We start from the raw sequence: 19643 nt of genomic DNA, 5'->3' as shown, positions 1-19643 counted from the left end.
TCCGCCCTGTTGGGGAGAATGTGGTGCGGCGGCGCGGGATTTGAAGGTGGGCAATACCGGTGCCATCAGTGCGCACGGAATTTAAGGTGCGCATGCGGTCGCCAGTCTTACGAGCATTGCTGGGCGATTTTTTCTTCGACCCGAGTAAGACTACGAGAAGCTTTCTTAAAGTTGAAGGGAGAAGATCGTTCGTCAAAAACCTCGAGAGATGCGCTTAGGGCGCCCCGTGCGACTGCGAGATGATCGCACATCATTGAGGGGGATAAGTCGGCTAAAGCTTCCAATGCGAGACCAAGGTCTTCCTGTGTCATCGCCCAATGCAGCGGCCACGTATCTCTATCTTCTACTTTGAGCATTAGTTGATAGATATCGATAGACTCGGAAATCAACTTCTTGCCCTTCACTCCACCCAAGGCACTTCCTTTTCTGCGAAGTGATCCCGCAAGGTTGGCATGAGCATTGGCCCACCCATCCGGGTCGTTGTCCCGGGTATAGATACAGAGAGCCGCGCGATATTCCGATATCGCGGCGTCCCTCTCTCTCGCTATGGCACTCCCATGGGACGCGGACGACAGCCCGTCCTTTGCTATACCCAAATTGTTCTTTATGCCGGCCCAAACAATTGGCTCCCGCTCTTTATTAGTTACTCTCAAGGCCTCTTCGAAAGCATGGACTGCCTTACGAAGAACTCTCCTTCTGAAAAAGCCATACTTACCAAGTGAGTGTGAGGTGAGGGTATTGCCTAGTCCGCTTTGGATCCACGCCCATATCCTAGGGTCGTCTTCTCGCTTGATTAAATGCAGCGCGGATTTGTATGTTTTTATGGCTTCTCCCAAATAAGCGTCACGCTCTTTTTCGACTTGCAGCTGACCTTTCATATTTAAGGAAGACCCTAAACGTCCTAGCCATAAAGCACGAATATTTGGCTCAAGCCGATCATCCGTACAAAATGGCCTGATCAAGTCAATCGCTTTGGCGAGAGATCCGCCGCCATAGCGTTCTCCGAAGTGATACAATTCACGTGCAGCGTCGGATCGCAATTCGCCTGCTTCATCTTCATCGAACTGCTCTATTTCCTTGGCCGCCAACTCCCAGATATCTGCCGCCGCCGCCCAGTCGCGTGCGGCGAGCAGCGCACGCCCCTGCTCACGTGCGAAACCCGCATCGCGGCGCATGTTCTCAATGGTCTTTTCGCGCAGCAGGTCGCGCATTTTACCATAAATCGCGGCGACCTCTCGGTGCTCATATTTCGCCAAGGCCTGTTCGGCATCGGCCTTGAGCGATGCCATTTGATTGTCGAAAACCTCGATCTTCTCGAGATTTCGGCGCAGATCCTCGTTCTCGGCCTTCAGCGCCCTCACGGCGTCGGCCAGTTGCCTGTCGTCGGCACCCGGCTTTGCCTCCAGCTCGTAGATGACGGTTTCGCGCAGAACGCTGCCCGGAACGATGGAACCGGTGCTGGCTTCGATGCGGCGGATGCGCTCATCGATATCATCGAGCTTTCTCGCCTGCTCTGCTTGCGCTCGGTGAGTATGCTCGTGGCGCTGTTGCGAAGCCTGCCCTTCAGCCCGAGTCTGCGCCGCAGCTTCGTATACACGCTCGCGGGTCAGCGCACCGTCCCCGGCTACGACCTTTTCCAAATCCTCGCGGGAAAGGGCCGTCATCGCCGAGCGGATGGTGAGAAAGGTCGTGATGGCGCCGAGCAGAAGAAGGATCAGCGACACCGGATCCCGAAATTCGACAATCCAGAAAATCACCTCCATGAAATCCGGATCGGGAGGCTGCGGTCGATAGGTGCTGTATGCCTGCAGGATGGCGGCCGTTGCCACGAAAAGTGTCGCGAAAAGCCAACCCAGAACTTTTCCGAATATACGCATCGTATCCTCCCCGCGCCATCACCTTCTCCCGCACCCGCCACCCGGTCAAGCACCCGACCGTCCATATCCGCCTCTCCACCGGAACCACCGTCCCGCCCATCCGCTGATCCCTCGAACCCCCAATTCGAAGGATACACCCCCATGAACATTCTCGTCTCCGGCGCGACCGGGCATACTGGCCAGCGTCTTGTCCCGCAGCTCATCGAAGCGAGCCATGCGCCCATCGCGCTGGTGCGCGACGGCTCCGACACCTCGTCGCTCCCCGAGGGATGCGACACGCGCAAGGGCGACCTGACCGACCTGCCGCAGGGCGTTTGCGAAGGCATCGACGCGGTGATCTTCGCCGCAGGATCGGGCAGCAAGACGGGGCCGGAGATGACCGACAAGGTCGACCGCGACGGCGCGAAGGCGCTGGTCGACCGGGCCAAGGCGGCGGGCGTGAAGCGCTTCGTGATGCTCAGCGCGCGCGGCGTAGACGATCCCGATCCGGACTCGGACCTCTATCACTATGCGCTCGCCAAGAAGGCCGCCGACGATCACCTGATCGCCTCCGGCGTGCCCTATGCCATCATCCGGCCCGGTGCGCTCACCCATGACGACGGCACGCGCGACATTCGCCTGGGCGACGATGTCGAAGGCGACGGCACAACCGCGCGCGGCGATCTGGCGGCGGTGCTGGTGCGCGCAGTCGATGACGACGCGCTGGAAAACCGGGTCGTGCCGATGGAATCTGTCGGCATCTGATCGATTGGCCTGCTAGCCTCCGGCCCCATGCACCGCCTGTTCGTCGCACTGCGTCCACCTGCCGAGATCCGCGATCCGCTGATCGACACGATGGAAGGTGTCGTCGGCGCGCGGTGGCAGGGGGACGATCAGCTGCATCTGACGCTGCGTTTCGTGGGCGAGGTGGATGCGGCGCAGGCCAATGATCTGGTGAGCGCGCTGCAGGCGGTCCGCGCGGCGCCATTCACCCTGCGACTGCGCGGCGTGGGCACGTTCGAGCGCAAGGGGCGCACGAACGCGCTGTGGGCGAAGGTGGAAGAGAGCGAGCCGCTCACGATACTGCACCGGCGGGTGGAGCGTGCGTGCCGGGCGGCAGGTCTCGCGCCCGAGACGCGCAAGTTCGTGCCGCATGTCACCATCGCGCGGGTCAATGCGTCGACCGGGCCCATCGGCGGCTGGCTGGCGCAGCACGGCCGGCTGACACTGCCCGACTGGCACGTGCCGCGCTTTCACCTCTATGAAAGCAGGCTGGACGCGGGCGGTGCGCATTACGAGCCGCTGCTGGAGTTTGCGTTATAGGGCCGCGCCGTGGACCACCGCGCTCCGAGGCGTGGGCCATGCCGGACGAACTGCGGACCCTTGCCCCTGCCTCGTCCGTTATAGGGGTGAAGACACACGCAGAGTTGGTCGAACAGGGAAACACGGGATGCTATTCAGCCCCCGAAAACCGGCAATTTTCACGAGAACGCCTCGCGGCGGTGCGCTATGAGCGCCGCTACTGCCATGCCCTCTGTGCGCGACCGGCGCCGGAGCGACCAGCGTGCACGCCTGCAAGCAATGCGCGAGGGTGGCCAGCCCGGCCAGACGAGCGGTCGCACGCGCAAATGGCGCAGACGGCTCCTGAGGCGCACGCCGATCGCCATCGCGGCGGTATCGGCAGCGGCCGGGTCGCTGGGCGCCTATGCACCTTCGCAGACGGCCGAGGATGTCGGCGGCTGGTCCTATGAAACCAACCTCAAGACCAATCCCAACTACACGCGCATGAATGCCGCGCTGCTCACCACGAGCGAGCGCATGCACAAGGCGCTTGCCCAGGAAGAGGGTATTCGCCTGACCGTGTATCGCGACGTCGCCGGCTATCCGACCGTGGGCATCGGGCACCTCGTACTTCCCGAAGACGGTTTGCGCGTGGGTGACCGGATCACGCGCGAGCAGGCGATGGACTTCCTCAAGGCGGACCTCGCCAAGGCGGAGCGGGCTGTCGCAGACGTGGTGGGGAACCTGAAGCTCTACCAGCACGAATTCGATGCGCTGGTCGATCTTGCCTATAATGTCGGCGAAGGCACGCTCTCGCCTGCGAAGAGCCCCGCTCTCAACCGGGCCATCGCCAGCGCGGATTACGAAGGCATCGCGCAGGAACTCGACTACCGCTTTGCCGATGGCGAGGTAGCGGGCGGGCTCGTCCATCGCTCCGAGAGGCGCGCGCAGATTTTCCTCGAGGCCGATTATGCGGATGTCCGCCCGGGCTAGGCTGGCGTTGCTGCTGGGCGGGTGCGCGCTGGGCGCGTGTTCGCCTTCGGTCGAAAGCGCGGCCGCCGACGCCCCCGACACCACCGCACACAATGCCGCGTCCGGCAGCGCGAAGGGCGAGGATGCGGCGCTCTCCCCCAGCCCGGCGCCCCCCGGCCCGGACAATTGTCTGCTGGTCGTATGGCAGGATCAGGACACCCGCGACGAGAGCTTCGATCTCGCCCATGACAGCGCCGATGGCGGGGCGATTTCGTGCGCCACCGGCACCAGCGCAAGCCAGTTTGCGAGCGCGCTTTCCGCCATTCGCACAGCGGCGCGGGCCAACGACAAGGCCGCGATCCTGCGCGAAGTCGGGCTGCCGCTGCTCTATATCGATGCGGAGGGAAACCGCCGCGAACTTACCCGACCGGACGATATCGACGGCACCTTCGCGGAAGTCTTCGACGAAGACGTGCTCGCCCTGCTGCGCGAGGTCGACCTCGATGCGCTTACCGTGGTGCCCGACCAGGGCGCCTTCGTGGAGCTGGGATCGGTCTGGCTGGTGGTGGACCGGAACGGAGGCCGTCCGCGGATCGTCACCGTCAACCGGCAGGCACTGGACGAGGCGGCGCGAGCGATGCGCGCCCAGGCCCAGGCTGGCAGGGGAACCGAAGCCCCCGCCAAATCGTCCGAATAGGACATGAACGATCCGCCAGCCACTGTTCAAGTGAACGCTGCTAGGCCATGAGCCAACGCAATTTCTATCGATAACCAGACCGGAGACACGCATAATGCGAATTCTTCTCGCCACCGCCGCAAGCCTCGCCCTGGCAGGCGGCTTTCATGGAGCGGCCATGGCCCAGACGAACAATACCACCAGCGGTGGCGTAACCACCCAGGACCGCCTCGAAGGCGCCAACTATTTCGAGCTGGAAAGCACCCTGCCGTTCAAGGCGCCCGATTTCGATGCGATTTCGGAAGATGATTACATGCCCGCCTTCGAGAAGGCGATGGCGATCCAGAAGGGCGAGATCCAGCGGATCATCGACAATCCGGAAGCCCCCACCTTCGAGAACACGATCGTTGCGCTGGAAAAGTCCGGCCGCATGCTGGGCCGCGTGAGCGCGGTCTTCTTCCACCTGACGGGCGCAAACACGACCGATCGCCTCGACGAGATCAACACCGAGATCAGCCCGAAACTTTCGGCTCATGGGGACAGCATCGTGCTGAACCCCGAACTCTTCGCGCGGGTGAAGGCGGTGTACGACAATCGCGCCGCGATGAGCATGCTGCCCGAAGACGCCAAGCTGCTCGAGGAAACCTACAAGAGCATGGTGCATGCGGGCGCGGAACTGACCGATGCCGAGCGTGAGCGGGTGAAGGAAATCAACACCGAGCTTTCCACCGTCACCACCGAATTCGCGCAGGAAGCGCGCAATGCGATGGCCGAGCAGCCGGTGTTCTTCGACAGCCGCGAGGAACTGGCAGGCCTGTCCGAAAGCGACATCACCTCTGCCGCCAAGCTGGCCGAGGAAGAAGGCCAGCCGGGCAAGTTCGCCATCGCCCTGCAGAACACCACGCAGCAGCCGCTGCTGCCGAGCATGGAAAACCGCGAGGCGCGCGAGAAGCTGTTCATGGCCAGCTACCACCGCGCCGACGGCACTACCGATATCGACACGCGCGATCTGGTCGCGAAGATCGTCGCGCTGCGGGCCGAGAAGGCCGCGCTGTTCGGCGAGCCGGACTGGGCCAGCTACACCATGTATGATCGCATGGTCGAAAGCCCGCAGGCGGCGCTCGATTTCATGGGCCAGATGGTCCCCGCGCTGGCCGAAACCCAGCGCCGTGAAGCGGGCCTTCTGAACGAGAAGATCGCCGAAGAAGGCGGGAATTTCGAGGTCCAGCCATGGGACTGGTATCGCTACGCCAACCAGATCAAGGCGGAGCGTTACGAAGTCGATGACGACGAGGTGATGCAGTATTTCCAGCTCGACAAGGTGCTGGAAGACGGCGTGTTCTACATGGCCGAAAAGCTCTACGGTCTCACCTTCGAACGGCGCACCGATCTGCCGGTCTATCACCCGGATGTGTGGGTCTACACCGTGAAGGACCGCGACGGTTCGGACATGGGCCTGTTCTACTTCGATCCGTTCCAGCGCGCTTCCAAGCGCGGCGGTGCGTGGATGAGCAACTTCGTCGACCAGTCCTATCTGTGGAACGAGAAGCCCGTCATCTACAACGTGCTGAACATCCCCAAGGCCCCCGAAGGCGAGCCGCAGCTGGTCAGCTTCGACTGGGTGAACACCGCGTTCCACGAATTCGGCCACGCGCTGCACGGCTTCTTCGCCGACCAGCAGTATCCGAGCCTTTCGGGCACGGCGACCGCGCGCGACTTCGTCGAATATCCGAGCCAGGTGCACGAGATGTGGGCGACCTACCCCGAGGTGCTGCGCAACTACGCCAAGCATGTCGAAACAGGAGAAACCATCCCGACCGAGCTGGTCGACAAGATCGAGGCATCGTCCAAGTTCAACCAGGGCTATGATTTCGGCGAAGTGCTCGAAGCCGCGCTGCTCGACATGAAGTGGCACGCGCTTTCGGCCGATGAAGCCGAAGCGATCGACACGCCCGGGAAGGTCTCGGCCTACGAAGACAGCTCGCTGCGCGATCTGGGCCTCGAGGTCGATCTGGTGCCGCCGCGCTATCGCACCAGCTACTTCAACCACATCTTCTCCGGCCCCGCAGGCTATTCGGCGGGCTATTACAGCTACCTGTGGACGCAGATGCTGGACCGCGACAGCCGCGCCTGGTTCCTCCAGAACGGCGGCCTGACGCGCGAGAACGGCGATCACTATCGTGAGACAGTGCTGAGCCAGGGCGGAACGATGGATTACGGCGAAATGTACCGCAACTTCGCGGGCCGCGATCCGGACGTGAAATACATGCTGATCGCGCTGGGCCTTGCCGAGGAAGAACCCGGCACGCCCGGCCAGACCGTGGGCGACCCGTCGGATGGCAAGCTGCCCGCCAAGACGGTGGATGGAGACGCGCCGATTGCCGAATAAGCAACCGGCCGGCTGATGGAAGGCGGGGGTGGCCTGGCGCCGCCCCCGCCTTTTTCATGCCGGTCACAGGTCTGATCGTGGGAGGCAACCGGCACGGCCGGATAGGTCTGATGCGGGGCGGCGAGTGCGCCCGCCCCTCCCCTCAAAAATACACGATATCCTGTTCGGGCATGTCGCCAAAGCTGGTGCTGATCGTACATTCACCATCAGCGGCAGCCTTTTCCACCGACGCCATGACATTCGTGATGTCGGTGATGATGCCGCTCAGGAACGCGGTCGGTATGGTGTAATCGGCCCAGGAATTGCCGAAGCTCTTGGATGTTTCGAAAGTCCAGTCGCCATCGGAAAAGAGCTTCGCCGGGTCCGACACCGCTGCATCGCCACCGGCGGGACCCAGGAGGAACAGGGCGCCGCCCTCCGGGGAAAATCCGTCTGACATCAGGGGCTTGCCCCCGACGTTCCAGCGCACCGCGGGCTTGGGCTTGTTCTTGTAGGCAGGGTGGCTGGGGCTCGTGCCTTCCAGTTGCCGCGATCGGACATGAACCCATTGCGGGCCCGGCTTGCGGACGGCTGCATCACCATCTGCAGGCGGCAGATAACCGTCTGCAAAGCCCAGCGTAACCTTCACCATCCCTTCGGCCCTATCGGAATGCGCCTTGGTCATCGGCGCTTCGATCGTCATTCGCAGTTCCGTGGTGGGCTCGGGGGCATCGTTGATGCGGACGTGGCGCACATGGAGCGCGCCGGTCGTACCCTCGCCGATACTGAAATTCATGCGGGTCCTGTATTCGCACAGCGGCTTGGGCGCTTGCTGCGTTGGAGCCGCGGCAGTCGCGGTGGATGGCTGATCGGCCCCGATCGAGGCAGCGAGCGCAGCCGGCCATATCGCCAGTGCTGCGGTCAATATTGCGGTTCGCATGATGGTGCTCTCCATGGATCTCTTGCAGGATGTCGGGCCCCGGACGGCCCCATCAGCGCTTTACGTGACAGCGGCCAAGTTCGCCGAACATGCGCGTCATCGCGGTTTCGCTATCCTCGGCGATGCTGGTTTCGACCAGCGCCTTGGATGTCACCAGCATGGACTGGGCCTGCGCGCCCGGAATGCGCCCCGCTTTCACTTCGGCGACCGTCTTTTCCTGCCAGTAGAGCTGGTTCTTCAGCGCCCCCGAAGACTTCATGCCGTCGGGCAATGCGCGGACGAGAGGGTCCTGGTAGTTTTCGAGCGAGTGCTTGGTCCACCCGGTCCAGTAGCCCGCGCAGCTGGCATAGTCGTACCCGTTATGCGGCGCAGCGCCCGCCTTGCCCGTTTCGTAGGCCTTCACCGCCTGTGCGCCCGTGATGGAAGCGGCCAGGGCGGCGGTCGGAAGCGTCAGCCCCAGCAAGGTGGCGATAAGTGCAGTGCGCATGAAGAACTCCCCTCTGTCTTCCACTCCAGGATCGAGGGGCAGGTTCGGCGCGGCGGGCTGCGAATACCAGTTACAAGTGCTGTCATGCCCGGCGGGCGTAGCTACTTCCTCACCGCCAGCACCTGCGCACCCGGATCGCCCAGCCAGCGCGCCTCAATCCCGAACACATCGAGCAGATTCCCGGGCGAGAGCGCATCCGCAGGCGCCCCCTCGGCATGCACCACCCCCTCGTTCAGCAGGATCACCCGGTCCGCCAGATTATGCGCGAGGCTCAGGTCGTGGACCACCACCACCACGCCGCGCCCGTGGTCGGCGGCCTGCGCGCGCAGGTGCCGCGCCAGCGCGGACTGGTAACCGAGGTCGAGCGAGGCGAAAGGCTCGTCCGCGAGGATGAAGCGCGGCTCACCCGCCAGCACGCGGGCCAGCAGTGCCCGCGCGCGCTCGCCGCCGGACAGGGTGGAGACCGGACGCCGCGCGAAATCGTGCAGGTCCATCGCCTGCAGCGCTGCCTCGACCGGTTCGGCATGCGTGTCGCCGTGCGCCAGCCGACCGAGCGAGACGAGGTTGCGGACCGACATATCCCACGCGATCTGCGGTTCCTGCGGCAGGTAACCCAGCGCCCGCGCGCGCACGCGCGGATGAATATCCGCCGTTCGCTCGCCATCGAGCAGGACCTCGCCATTGGAGGGGGAGAGAACCCCTGCGAAGAGGCGGATCAGGGTCGACTTGCCGGCGCCGTTCGGCCCGCAGATCGCCGTTACCTGCCCGCTGCGTACCTGCGTGTCGACACCGCGCAGCCGCTCATCCAGCCTAAGCTTGCGTGCAACCAGCATCAGGTCAGCCCCAGCGCGCCGGAGCGGCGATAGCGCAGCAACAGCCACAGGAAGAACGGCGCGCCGATCAGCGAAAGGGCGATGCCCAGGCGCAGCTCGCTGACCAGCGGGAGCATGCGCAGCACGCCATCCGCCACCAGCACCAGCAACCCGCCGCCCAGCGCACTCGGCACGATCAGCGAGGAGGGTCGGCGGTCGGTGAAGGGGCGCACCATGTGCGGCACCATCAGGCCGACGAACCCGATGATCCCTGCCACCGCCACACCGCTGCCGATGGTCAGGCCGACGCCGATCACCAGCAGCGCGAGAAGGCTGTCCATATCCACCCCCATCGATCGCGCGGCGTCCTCCCCCAGCGTCAGCGCGTCGAGCGCGGGGGCGGCGCGGGCCAGCACCGCGATGCCCGCCAGCGTCAGCGGCGCGGCCAGAGCGACGTCGGCCCAGCTGCGGTCGGTCAGCGCGCCCATCAGCCAGGTCACGATTTCGCTCAGCGCCCAGGGGTTGGGTGCCAGGCTTATGACGAGGCTGGTGAGCGCGCCCGCAAGGCTCGCGATCATCAGCCCGGCGAGCGTGAACAGCGCGATCCCGCCGCCCCGGCCTGCCATCAGGGCCAGCAGCGCCATCGCACCGCCCGCTCCGGCGAGCGCGAAGATCGGCAACAGCCAGCCGCTGGCAGCAAATCCGAAGGAAAAGCTCAGCACCGCGCCCAGCGCAGCGCCGGGCGCAATCCCGAACAGGCCGGGGTCGGCCAGCGGATTGCGCAGATAGCCCTGCATCGCGGCCCCCGCCGCACCCAGCCCTGCGCCCACGCTCACCGCCAGCAACGCGCGCGGCAGGCGCAGTTCGAGGACGATCAGAAGGGCGCGCGCATCGTCCAGCGCGAAGATCGAGGCACGGCCCGCCACCAGCGACAGCGGGATCGCAACAAGCAGGGCCGCCAGCAGCAGGAGCGTGGGGCGGTTCACGCTTGCTCGTCCCGTATCTGGGCCAGCCGCTCGGCCGCGCGGATCAGGCTCGGCCCGCCGCAGAAGTAGAGCTGGGGGGAGAATTCGGCGCGGCGCATGGCCAGCTTGCGCAGAGCAGGGTGATGCAGCGTGCGCGATTCCTCGTCGCCGCTCGGCCCGGCATGCAGCAGGAGTTCGGGGGGATCGGCCAGCACGGCCTCCAGCGGCAGGCGATCGCCCTGCCCCAGCCCGCGCGTCGCGCTGGCGGGACGCAGGCCGAGGCGGCGCATCAGATCCACCACCAGAGCGCCTTCGCCCGGCACGATTCCGCCGGGCTGCCACAGGATTGTGGTTGGCGAGGCACCGCCTTCACCCGGCGCAGCCCGGGCGATGGCCGCTTCGATCCGATGCGCCAGTGCTTCGCCCCCCTGCGCCTCGCCGACCTCGACGGCCAGCTTGCGCACCTGGCCGAGGCTGCCCGCCACGGTGTTTTCCATGCCGAGGGTGACAACGGGAATACCGAGCTTGTCCAGCGCGCTGCGGGTGGCAGGCGGCAGGAAGGTGGAGGCGACCACCATGTCCGCATCCATCGCCAGGATTTCCTCAACCGATCCGCCCGTCGAAGGCCAGCGGTGTGCCTGATCGACCGGCATCGATCCGGCCGAGGGATCGTGGCTGTAATGCGATACCGCGACGAGCTTGCCCGGCGCGATTTCCGCGAGGATCGCGTCGCTGCACGGGTTCAGGCTGACGATACGCAGCTGGTCCGTGTGCCCGGCGGGGGGCGGCGGCGGTCCCGCACATCCCCCCAAACCGAACGCGAGTGCCGCAAGCCAGATGGCTGCGTGGCGCATGGTCACAGCCCCACGCGGATCCCGGCGAAGAACCCGCGCGGCGCCTGGGCATAGCCGTCGGCGGTCTGGTACTGCTCGTCGAAGACGTTCTCCACCCGGCCGAACACCTCGACCGGGCGCTCGCCCGCGATAAGGCCCAGCGGCACGGAGACGCGCAGGTCGGCCACGGTATAGCCGTCCAGCCGCTTATTATTGCCCGCATCGTCAAAGGCATCGCCCACGATCCTGAGGTCGCCGCCGATCACCGGCGCTCCGATGGTTTCGGGAGCGGGCGCCCAGTCGACCGACAAGGTGCCCGCATGCTGCGGACGCCGGGCGAGCTGGTTGCCGAAATTCGCGGTTCCCTCGCTGCGATCCTGCGCATCGACATAGGCATAGGCAGCGCGCAGGCGCAGCCCGTCGAAAGGCGACGCGCCCGCCTCTACCTCAACGCCGCGCGCCCGCGCCTGCGAAACATTGTCGTAGGTGCCGAAGGGGCGATTCTTGCAGATGCCCGTCTGCACCGGACACCCGATGAAGCCGATCAGGTTCTCGCTGTCGCGCTGGAAGGCGGTAACGCTCACGTAGACCGGCGAAACCCGCGTGCCATAGGCGAGGCCGAGGTCGTAGCTGGTGCTTTCCTCGGGCTGGAGCGCGGGATTGCCGTAATCGGAGAACAGCTGGAACAGCGAGGGCGCCTTGAAGCCCTCGCCCACGCTCGCACGAAAACGCAGGCCGTCGACGATCTCGTAGGTCAGATCCGCGCCGAAGCTGGTCGCGCCGCCGAAATCGTCGTGCTCGTCCTGCCGCACACCGACATGTCCTGACAGACCGCGAAACTCGATCCCCAGCTGGGCATAGGCACCAAGGATGCTGGTGCTCTCGTCACTGGTTCCGCTTTCATACTCGGACCACAGGTTCTCAGCGCCGAAATTGACGATCAGCGGACCGATCGGGCGCCATTCGCCACGCAGCTCGACACGCTCGGATTCGCCGTCGCTCTGAAAGCTGGGCGCGGCGCCGGGGCGCGGCAGGTTCTCGCGCTCGGTGTCGGAAAAGCTGTAGGCACCGCGCAGGTAGAGCGGGCCGCCATCGTACAGCGCACCGACCACGCCGGACAGCTGGCGGGTTTCCTGCACCTGCAGCGTATCGGCCAGAACATAGGCCGGTGCCGGAGTGCCATCGATTTCGAGGTCGCTTTCCGCATAGCGACCGCTGGCGAAAACCTCGAATGTGCGGCTGAGATAGGCGCGGCCGCGCAGGTTGTAGGCCTGCTGGCGGAACCCGTCGGGCTCGGTGCCGCTGGCCGCGGCAGAGAAGCCGTCGGTGGTCAGGTAGCTGGCCGATCCGCCGATAAAGCCGATATCGCCCGCGATCCCACCTTCGATGCTGGTGGACACGGTGTCGCGCGATCCTGCTTCCACCGATCCGGCAAGCCCGGTCCGCTCGAACGTGGAGGCGACCAGCACGCCGCCCACCGCGTCCGCGCCCCAGATGACGCTGTTCGATCCGCGCAGCAATTCGATCTTGGAAAGGTTGGCGCTGGTCAGCGTGCCGAAGTCGAAGCTGGTCGCGGGCGCAGCCGTATCGGCCACGCGCACCCCGTCGACCAGAACCAGCAGCTGGTCATTGCTCGCACCGCGCACCGAAACGCCGGTGGTCGCGCCCAGCCCGCCGTTGCGGTTGATGGTGACGCCGGGAACGCGCTGGAGCACACGGGAAATGTCCGGGCCCTGGACATCGGCGATTTCCTCTGCGCCGATCACGGTGACGGGCTGGCCGGTGTCTTCCACTTCGCTGGGATTGCCGGTGACGGTGATCGTCACCGCCTCTTCCGCCAGCGTGTAGGCGTCCGAGGCCAGAACAAGCTCATCGCCTTCGTCCGGTGCATCCTGCGCGAACGCGGGAGAACACAGGCCCAGGATCGAGCCGCCGAGAAACAGGAATGTACGCATAGAATCTCCATCACAAGCATAACTGTCGCTCATGACGGAAAGCGCGGGGTCTGCCCCCCGTGCCTTTCCTCCGCTGCCCTCGGTACACCCCGCCCGCTGGCCGAACGACGCATCGCGGGCAGGTCTCCTGGCTTGCCGGATCGTGGCGGTTCCGTTCACCTTCCCGCCCTGCGGCAAGCCGCAGGACAGTGGCATATCGAACGGACCGCTCCCCGGTTACAGTTGCGGGGGCAGCTGGAGTTTTTCACTCCATTCCCTCTTAGGCGGATGCGCCGGACCGGCACACCCACACCTGCGATACTGCCGGCGCCCCTAGAGCCTTCGTCGCAGGCAGGCAACACCCTGCCCGCACATGATCGCGCGCATTAACCATGCCGCTTCATCCTTCCCTCTCCCCTGTCCCGTTAGAATACGGTGCGGCCGGCCATGCAGACGTTACTGAGAATTTCCGGCTAGGCTGCCCGCACGCCCCGATCCATCCACCCAGTCAGGCCCATCTTGCACCACCCCCGCCGCCCGGTTCCATCGACGAAACGCCCCGCCCGCCCGCGCAATGCGCTGCGCGGTGGCGCGGTGCTGCTGGCGGCGATCACGCTGCCCTCGATGGCGGCGCAGGCGGAATGGCGGCTGCCTGAAATGGCCCCACAGGCGAGCGAGATCGTGGCGGACAGCCTGGTCGAACCGCTCCCCTTCGAAAAGGCGGGGGCGACCTTCCCCGGCTCCGCGCTCTATTTCCTCGCCGATCCGCCCGCCGCCGCCAGCACCGCGAACGTCGGGGTGACAAACAGCGAAGGCGTGAACCCGATCGCCGCCTGGAACGGCGATCCCGAAGCGGCCATCGCAATCGAGACCGCAGGGCCCGCCGCGCGCGCCTTCGTCAGCCGTGGCACCGGGATCGACAAGGCGCGCGCGCTCGATTGTCTCGCCAAGGCGGTCTATTACGAAGCCGCGAGCGAAAGCGAGGGCGGCCAGCGTGCAGTGGCGCAGGTGGTTCTGAACCGGGTGGCGCACCCTGCCTACCCCAGGACGGTGTGCGGCGTCGTCTATCAGGGATCGCAGCGGCGCACGGGCTGCCAGTTCAGCTTCACCTGCGACGGCTCGATGGCGCGCAAGCCTTCCGCGCGATACTGGGCGCAGGCCCTCTCGGTCGCGCGGCGCGCGCTTTCCGGGCAGGTCTACGCCCCGGTCGGGCTGGCGACGCATTACCACACCACCTGGGTCAACCCGTACTGGGCGCCCAGCCTTGCGCATATCGGCACCATCGGCGCGCACCGTTTCTACCGCTGGCCCGGGGCGGCGAGCCGCCCGGATGCCTTCACCGATTTCTATTCCGGCGGGGAGCCTTCCCCCGCGCCCGCCCGTGCGGCAAGCACGGTAGAGGCCGCTCCCGACCCGGTCGCCATTGCGCAACGCTATGAAAGCGCCGCTGCCTCGGAGGCACGATCCGGTCCGGCAGAAAGCGTGGTTTCGCAGGCGGGGCCGGCCAATCGCCGCAGTCAGAACGACAGGCAGACCGCGCCTGCCCCGGAACAGGGGCCAGGAAGCGTGCGACCCGAGTATGCCAACAGCGGGCAGTGGATCGCGCGTCCGCAGTGAAGCTCCGTGTCCAAGGTGCAGCGCGCATCCCGGCGACGTGGTTAAATCATCGAAACCCTGCTTGTCCGCCAATGTTTTACCGCCGGCGGGCTAGGTCTGCCAGCATCGAGTTTCACTGATCAAGGATCATCGCAAGCATGAGTCGCGGCCTCGCCCCCAAGCGCCCCTCATACCGGCTCTCCCACTCGGGGTCCGCGCCGATACGCATTCCCGAAGCATCGAACGACAACATCGCCGCAGGGCGCCCCGCCCTTGGCGAACCGGAGTTGCGCGCCGCGCTGGGCCATTTCGCCCGGCACCATCTCAATGCGGCCCACGATGCCCATGCACGGGCCAGGGCCGCGCTGGCTTCGGGGAACGAGGCGGACTTCGTATTCTGGGCGCAGATCTGCGGCGCGCTCGACCGGCGACTGGCCAGAACGCTCTCCAATCCGCGCGAGGTTCCGGGCTGACGCACGCGCCAACCGGACCCCCTTGGACTTTGCCGCGGTTTTCCGCGCGCCAGCGTGGTAACGCGCGCGTTAAGCAATTTGTGACGCTTATTGCTTAGTCCGGTCGGCAAGATGATCCTCGTCAAACTTCAGACCACGCTAAGGAACTGGCATCGCCTCCTGTCGGGAGACGAGATCAGCGAGCGCGTGCGGCGCACGCTGGTGAGCACGCTCTATACCCAGCCCATCAGCCTGGCGGTCGGCGCGCTCAACGGCATGGTCGCGGCCGTCGTCACCGCCTTCTACGTGCCGGAGCCGGTGATCCTGGTGTGCGTGATCGCCTTCTCGCTGGTCGCCGTGGCACGGGTCGTCGCAGCCAAGATGATGGCGCGAAGCAAGAGTGCGACCACGCGCTTTCTGGAAATCGTCTTCGAAGTCGGTGCGTTCGTCTATGCGGGTCTGTTCGGCCTGCTCGGCGCGCTGGTGATCATCTATCCCACGCCCCAGACGGTCGAGGTCATGATGGTCGCCAACGCGCTGTGCTTCGCGACCGCGATCTGCGCGCGCAATGCGGGACGCCCGGCCATCGCGCTGGGGCAGATGTTCCTTTCCTACCTGCCGATCCTGGTTGCCTGCTTCATTGAGGGGTCGATCCCGATGCTGGCGCTGGGAACGACCATCCTGCTCGTGATCCCGGCCATGGCGAGCATCACGCTCAACGTGCAGCGGACGCTGCGCAACTCGATCGCATCCGCCGAGACGAGCGAGCGGCTGGCCCGCAAGATGGAAATCCTGGCGCATACCGATGTGGTCACCGGGCTGCATAATCGCGCCGGGCTGAACGATACGCTGGTGACCCAGTTGATGGCCGCCGATGCGGACCAGGTCCTGGCGCTGTTCTGGCTCGACCTGGACCGGTTCAAGGAGGTCAACGACCTGCTCGGCCACCAGATCGGCGACCGGGTGCTGTCCGAAGTCGCCCGCCGCCTGCGCGACAGCCTGCCAGAGGACGCCGGGATCGCCCGTTTCGGCGGCGACGAATTCGTCTTCTTCTGCAAGGTTCGCGATCGGGAGGATTGCCAAGCGCTCGCCGGACGAATCCTCGAACAGGTCGCACGGCCCATGCGCTTCGATGGCGAACGCATGGAAACCAGCTGTTCGATGGGTATCGCGCTGATGCCGGACGACGGAATCGACGCGGACCGGCTGATGCAGGGGGCCGATCTGGCGCTGTTCAATGCCAAGCTGAATGCGCGCGGCGGCTATTGCTTCTTCGACGCCGCGATGACCCGCGAGCTGGCCAATCGTCGCGAGATAGAGGCCGAACTGCGTCTGGCGATCAAGCGGGACGAATTGTCGCTGTTCTTCCAGCCGATCATCGACCTCAAGACCGGCCGCATCCGCTGTTTCGAGGCGCTCCTGCGCTGGTTCCATCCGACGAAGGGCGAACTGCGCCCGGGCGAGTTCATCCCGGTGGCGGAAGAAACGGGCGTGATCGTCACGCTGGGCAACTGGATTACGCGCCAGGCCGCACTTGCCTGCGCCCAGTGGCCCGAGGACGTGAGCGTTGCGGTAAACCTCTCGCCGCTGCAGATCAGGGCACCCGGATCGGTACTCGCCATCGAACAGGCCCTGCGAGACGCCAAGCTCGACCCCTCGCGGCTCGAACTGGAAGTCACCGAGAGCCTGTTCATCGAGGACAGCGACCAGACCGCTGCCTTCATCGAGAAACTGGCCGCCAGGGGGGTGCGCTTCGCACTGGACGACTTCGGCACCGGCTATTCCTCACTGGCCTACATCCACAAGTTCCCCTTCTCCAAGATCAAGGTGGATCGCAGCTTCGTCTCGGGTTCGGGCGCCGGCCCGCGCGCGCATGCGATCATCCGCGCCGTAGCCGCCATGGGCCACCAGCTGGGCATGGAGATCGTAGCCGAGGGGCTCGAAGAGCAGGAACAGGTCGATACGGTGCGCGAAGCGGGATGCACGCAGGGCCAGGGCTATTTCTTCAGCCGCGCAGTGCCGGATTACCTCGCCGCGATGCTGCTGGCGCAGGATAGAAGCGCCGACGCGACGCGCGCTGCCTAGCCACGTAAACGCTGCTGCAAATCAATATCATAACCGGCGGAAAAACTCGCTTTTTGCCGGTTGCAATCCCCTTTTAGCAGGCCTAGTCCCTCTCGCCAGAACGCGGCCCTTCGCGCGTGATCCCTCGGGGACGCCGGCGGAGCGCGATGGATCGCGAAACCTTTTCGGCAAGCCGCAGCGTCCCCGGCAATCCAAGGACTGATACGCTCCCATGGCCAATTCCGCAGGACGCAAGAAAATCGCCCTCATCGGCTCCGGCATGATCGGAGGCACCCTCGCCCATCTCGCGGCGAAAAAGGAAATGGGCGACATCGTCCTGTTCGACATTGCCGAGGGCATGCCGCAGGGCAAGGCGCTGGACCTTAGCCAGTGCGGTCCGGTCGAAGGCTTCGACGCGAAGATCACCGGTTCGAACGACTATGCCGACATCGCCGGTGCGGACGTGATCATCGTCACCGCCGGTGTGCCGCGCAAGCCCGGCATGAGCCGCGACGACCTGCTCGGCATCAACCTCAAGGTGATGAAGGCGGTCGGCGAAGGCATCAAGAACAACGCACCCGACGCCTTCGTGATCTGCATCACCAACCCGCTCGACGCGATGGTCTGGGCGCTGCGCGAATTCTCCGGCCTGCCGCACAACAAGGTCGTCGGCATGGCGGGCGTGCTCGATAGCGCGCGCTTTGCGACCTTCCTCGCGTGGGAATTCGACGTGTCGGTGAAGGACGTGAACGCCTTCGTCCTCGGCGGCCACGGCGACACCATGGTGCCCGTCACCAGCTACACCACGATCAACGGCATTCCGGTCAACGACTTCGCCAAGATCAAGGGCGTCGATCAGGGCCGCATCGATGAGATCGTCGACCGCACCCGCAAGGGCGGCGGCGAGATTGTCGGCCTGCTCGGCAACGGCTCCGCCTACTACGCCCCCGCGACCAGCGCGATCGCGATGGCCGAGGCCTATCTGGGCGACCAGAAGCGCATCCTGCCCTGCGCCAGCTATGTCGAAGGCAAGTACGGCCTCGACGGCCTTTATGTCGGCGTCCCCACCGTGATCGGCGCGGGCGGCACCGAGGACGTGATCGAGATCGAGCTGTCGGACGAGGAAAAGAAGAACCTCAAGGTCAGCACCGACGCGGTCGAGGAACTGCTCGAAGCGTGCAAGGGGCTGGATAGCTCGCTGGCGTGATCGGGCCGCTAACCTACACCGGCTGGGTCTCCGTCCTGGCGATGATTGCGGTTTGGGCTGCGATGATTCGCTTTGGTCTGGCAGGCAAATGGCGGTTTGGGTTGGCGCTTACCGCTCCGTTCGTTGCTCTGCTCATTTGGGTTGAATTGAACACTGCGGGACCACCCATGTGGGCAGACCCTTACGGACCGCTTCTATTTGCGATGATAATTGGGCCAATCTTTCTCGGCTGGATTTTTTTCGCGCTCGCCTTTGCCTCTCGCAAACTCACCAAACACGGTTAGACATTTCGGAGACAGTTCATGTCCATCCTCGTAGACAAGAATACCAAGGTCATCACCCAGGGGATGACCGGTGAAACCGGCACCTTCCACACCCAGCAGGCGCTCGATTACGGGACGCAGATGGTTGGCGGTGTGACGCCCGGCAAAGGCGGCACGACCCACCTCGGCCTGCCCAACTTCAACACCGTGCGCGAAGCCGTGGCCGAAACCGGCGCGACTGCGAGCGTGATCTACGTTCCGCCGCCCTTCGCCGCGGACGCGATCTGCGAAGCGATCGATGCGGGCGTGGAGCTGATCGTAACGATCACCGAAGGCATCCCCGTGCTCGACATGGTGCGCGCCAAGGCCGCGCTCGAGGGCAGCAACTCGCGCCTGATCGGCCCGAACTGCCCCGGCGTTCTGACGCCCGACGAGTGCAAGATCGGCATCATGCCCGGCTCCATCTTCAAGAAGGGCAGCGTGGGCGTCGTCAGCCGCTCGGGCACGCTGACCTATGAAGCCGTGCACCAGACGACCAATGCGGGCCTCGGCCAGTCGACCGCCGTGGGCATCGGCGGCGATCCGGTCAACGGCACCAACTTCATCGACGTGCTCGACCTGTTCCTCGACGATCCGGAAACCGAGAGCCTGATCATGATCGGCGAGATCGGCGGCAGCGCCGAAGAGGAAGCAGCCGAGTTCCTCGCCGAGCAGAAGAAGAAGGGCCGCTGGAAGCCGACCGTCGGCTTCATCGCAGGCCGCACGGCGCCTCCGGGCCGCCGCATGGGCCACGCGGGCGCCATCGTCTCGGGCGGCCAGGGCGGCGCGGACGACAAGATCGCGGCGATGGAACGCGCGGGGATTCGCGTGGCGCAATCGCCCAGCGAACTCGGCACCACGCTGGCCGCACTGCTCAAGGAAGACGCCTGACGCCCTC

General features: G+C 65.2%; 17 protein-coding genes and 1 riboswitch. Of the genes, 10 read left to right on the top strand and 7 right to left on the bottom strand.

Going from position 1 to position 19643, the window contains the following annotated elements:
* Positions 1 to 107: 107 nt before the first annotated feature.
* Positions 108 to 1877, bottom strand: a complete 1770-nt coding sequence (locus ADAD_RS0106380) for a hypothetical protein (RefSeq protein ID WP_010411272.1) — start codon at positions 1875 to 1877, stop codon at positions 108 to 110.
* A 141-nt stretch (positions 1878 to 2018) separates the two neighbouring features.
* Here ADAD_RS0106380 and ADAD_RS0106375 point away from each other — a divergent pair, with 141 nt between their 5' ends.
* The 5 genes from ADAD_RS0106375 (at position 2019) to ADAD_RS0106355 (ending at position 7174) form a co-directional block, all read left to right on the top strand.
* The gene (locus ADAD_RS0106375; RefSeq protein ID WP_010411269.1) at positions 2019 to 2621 is read left to right on the top strand and encodes an SDR family oxidoreductase; all 603 of its coding nucleotides are present in this window, start codon (positions 2019 to 2021) and stop codon (positions 2619 to 2621) included.
* 27 nt (positions 2622 to 2648) lie between these two features.
* Positions 2649 to 3179 carry an RNA 2',3'-cyclic phosphodiesterase gene (gene thpR / locus ADAD_RS0106370; protein WP_010411266.1) on the top strand — a complete coding sequence of 177 codons (531 nt, stop codon included), beginning with the start codon at positions 2649 to 2651 and terminating at the stop codon, positions 3177 to 3179.
* A gap of 186 nt (positions 3180 to 3365) precedes the next feature.
* Positions 3366 to 4130 (top strand): lysozyme, encoded by a 765-nt coding sequence (locus tag ADAD_RS0106365; protein WP_139020356.1) that lies wholly within the window; start codon positions 3366 to 3368, stop codon positions 4128 to 4130.
* Entirely contained in the window at positions 4108 to 4806 is a 699-nt protein-coding gene (locus tag ADAD_RS0106360) for a hypothetical protein (RefSeq protein ID WP_010411262.1), read from the top strand. Before ADAD_RS0106365 ends, ADAD_RS0106360 begins: the two co-directional genes overlap by 23 nt.
* Positions 4807 to 4900: 94 nt before the next feature.
* A complete protein-coding gene (locus tag ADAD_RS0106355) occupies positions 4901 to 7174 on the top strand; it encodes a M3 family metallopeptidase (RefSeq protein WP_033193201.1) in 2274 nt (757 codons plus the stop codon).
* A gap of 142 nt (positions 7175 to 7316) precedes the next feature.
* Here the strand turns inward: ADAD_RS0106355 and ADAD_RS0106350 are convergent, their stop codons facing one another.
* The 6 genes from ADAD_RS0106350 to ADAD_RS0106325 all read right to left on the bottom strand — a co-directional run bounded on the left by ADAD_RS0106350 (position 7317) and on the right by ADAD_RS0106325 (position 13145).
* A complete protein-coding gene (locus tag ADAD_RS0106350) occupies positions 7317 to 8108 on the bottom strand; it encodes a hypothetical protein (RefSeq protein WP_010411257.1) in 792 nt (263 codons plus the stop codon).
* Between the two features lie 37 nt (positions 8109 to 8145).
* Positions 8146 to 8580, bottom strand: coding sequence for a hypothetical protein (locus ADAD_RS0106345; protein WP_010411254.1), 435 nt, complete (start codon positions 8578 to 8580; stop codon positions 8146 to 8148).
* 101 nt (positions 8581 to 8681) lie between these two features.
* On the bottom strand, positions 8682 to 9413 hold the full coding sequence (locus ADAD_RS0106340) for an ABC transporter ATP-binding protein (protein WP_010411252.1): 732 nt from the start codon (positions 9411 to 9413) through the stop codon (positions 8682 to 8684).
* Positions 9413 to 10378, bottom strand: a complete 966-nt coding sequence (locus tag ADAD_RS0106335) for a FecCD family ABC transporter permease (RefSeq protein ID WP_010411250.1) — start codon at positions 10376 to 10378, stop codon at positions 9413 to 9415. Before ADAD_RS0106335 ends, ADAD_RS0106340 begins: the two co-directional genes overlap by 1 nt.
* On the bottom strand, positions 10375 to 11211 hold the full coding sequence (locus ADAD_RS0106330; RefSeq protein ID WP_139020355.1) for an ABC transporter substrate-binding protein: 837 nt from the start codon (positions 11209 to 11211) through the stop codon (positions 10375 to 10377). Before ADAD_RS0106330 ends, ADAD_RS0106335 begins: the two co-directional genes overlap by 4 nt.
* A 2-nt stretch (positions 11212 to 11213) precedes the next feature.
* Positions 11214 to 13145 carry a TonB-dependent receptor plug domain-containing protein gene (locus tag ADAD_RS0106325; protein WP_010411243.1) on the bottom strand — a complete coding sequence of 644 codons (1932 nt, stop codon included), beginning with the start codon at positions 13143 to 13145 and terminating at the stop codon, positions 11214 to 11216.
* A gap of 101 nt (positions 13146 to 13246) precedes the next feature.
* Positions 13247 to 13450, bottom strand: a riboswitch (cobalamin riboswitch).
* 193 nt (positions 13451 to 13643) lie between these two features.
* Between ADAD_RS0106325 and ADAD_RS0106320 the strand changes: the two genes are divergently transcribed.
* From ADAD_RS0106320 to sucD, 5 genes are all read left to right on the top strand, one after another.
* The gene (locus ADAD_RS0106320) at positions 13644 to 14741 is read left to right on the top strand and encodes a cell wall hydrolase (protein WP_237700785.1); all 1098 of its coding nucleotides are present in this window, start codon (positions 13644 to 13646) and stop codon (positions 14739 to 14741) included.
* A gap of 137 nt (positions 14742 to 14878) precedes the next feature.
* Positions 14879 to 15193 (top strand): hypothetical protein, encoded by a 315-nt coding sequence (locus ADAD_RS15645; protein WP_237700784.1) that lies wholly within the window; start codon positions 14879 to 14881, stop codon positions 15191 to 15193.
* Positions 15194 to 15304: 111 nt separating this feature from the next.
* Entirely contained in the window at positions 15305 to 17257 is a 1953-nt protein-coding gene (locus ADAD_RS0106310) for a putative bifunctional diguanylate cyclase/phosphodiesterase (RefSeq protein WP_010411230.1), read from the top strand.
* 211 nt (positions 17258 to 17468) lie between these two features.
* A complete protein-coding gene (gene mdh, locus ADAD_RS0106305; RefSeq protein ID WP_010411227.1) occupies positions 17469 to 18443 on the top strand; it encodes a malate dehydrogenase in 975 nt (324 codons plus the stop codon).
* 302 nt (positions 18444 to 18745) lie between these two features.
* Positions 18746 to 19636 (top strand): succinate--CoA ligase subunit alpha, encoded by an 891-nt coding sequence (gene sucD / locus ADAD_RS0106295; protein WP_010411221.1) that lies wholly within the window; start codon positions 18746 to 18748, stop codon positions 19634 to 19636.
* The last annotated feature ends 7 nt before the right edge of the window (positions 19637 to 19643 follow it).

The organism is Citromicrobium sp. JLT1363 (assembly GCF_000186705.1).
Lineage (GTDB): Bacteria > Pseudomonadota > Alphaproteobacteria > Sphingomonadales > Sphingomonadaceae > Alteriqipengyuania.
This window is presented reverse-complemented; position numbering and strand designations above follow the sequence as displayed.